The organism is Candidatus Endomicrobiellum agilis, from assembly GCF_020328115.1.
Taxonomy (GTDB): domain Bacteria; phylum Elusimicrobiota; class Endomicrobiia; order Endomicrobiales; family Endomicrobiaceae; genus Endomicrobiellum; species Endomicrobiellum agilis.
The window spans coordinates 1-1,246 of record NZ_JAIXMW010000012.1; the positions used below are offsets into that span (position 1 = coordinate 1).

The 1,246-nt window shown below is 38.7% G+C and carries 2 protein-coding genes; both read right to left on the bottom strand.

The window, feature by feature from the left end:
* Positions 1-190: 190 nt before the first annotated feature.
* Positions 191-412, bottom strand: a complete 222-nt coding sequence (gene infA, locus LE179_RS06260; protein WP_374129519.1) for a translation initiation factor IF-1 — start codon at positions 410-412, stop codon at positions 191-193.
* 1 nt (position 413) lies between these two features.
* On the bottom strand, positions 414-1,193 hold the full coding sequence (map, locus tag LE179_RS06265) for a type I methionyl aminopeptidase (RefSeq protein WP_374129520.1): 780 nt from the start codon (positions 1,191-1,193) through the stop codon (positions 414-416).
* Between the last annotated feature and the right edge of the window lie 53 nt (positions 1,194-1,246).

Consider the following 1,246-nt stretch of genomic DNA (forward strand, 5'->3'; position numbering starts at 1 on the left):
GCCGATGCTCTGACTTTCATTTTATACTCCATTATTTCTAGCCGATGCTCTGACTTTCATTTTATACTCCATTATTTCTAATCTTTTATAGACAATTCTTTAGTATTATATCATAAAACGACAAAAAAACGATGCGCGCCACTGACAATAGCATGGCATGGTTTGTACATATATTATTTCACAACCATTTTTACTTCTCTCTGTATGTAATTCTACCTCTTGTTAAATCATAAGGAGAAAGTTCAACTTTAACCTTATCGCCAGGGAGTATCTTTATATAGTGCATCCTCATCTTTCCGCAAATATGAGCAAGGATTACATGTCCGCCCTCTGTGAGTTCTACCCTAAACACAGCATTTGGCAAAGATTCCAAAATTTTGCCTTCAACAATCAGTTTCTCTTCTTTAGCCATTCTACACCTTTGTTAGAATTTCGTAACCGCTTTCCGTTATCGCCACGGTATGCTCAAAATGAGCGCTTAAACTTCCATCTTTTGTAACAACAGTCCAATCATCATCTAACATGTAAACTTCATAATTTCCTTCGTTTATCATAGGCTCTATTGCAAGAATCATACCGGGAAGGAGTTTAACTCCCGTACCCGCTTTTCCATAATTTGGAATTTGAGGCTCTTCATGCAGCTTTCTGCCTATTCCATGCCCGACAAAATCCCTTACAACCGAAAAACCGGCGCTCTCGGCAACTGTCTGTACAGCGCTTGAAATATCCCCGAGTCTGTTTCCAGGAAGCGCTTTTTCTATGCCTTTCTGTAAAGAGAGTTCCGTAATTTTAAGAAGATTAGCGGCGTTGTCGGAGATACTGCCGACTGCGTAGGTTCTTGCTGCGTCGCCATAATAGCCTTCGTAAAAAACGCCCATATCTACAGAAACTATATCACCTGATTTTAGCACGCGGGAAGCATTCGGAATCCCGTGCACAACTTCATTGTTTATTGATACGCACGCAGACGCAGGAAACGAACATGTTACACCTGGTACGCCTAAAAATGCAGGCGTCATTTTCAATTTTTTTATATACTTTTCCGAGAAATCGTCTATATCTTTCGTAGTTATTCCCGGTTTTATTATTTCAGAGAGCTTCTCTAAAATTTCCCCTACAACTTTACCAACGACTCTCATTTTCTCAACTTCTTTTGCCGTTTTCAACTCTATTGTTTGTTTTTTAAAAAACAATTTATTTTGCCTCTATAATGTGTTTTTTTATTTCTTCAAACACCTCAGACTCA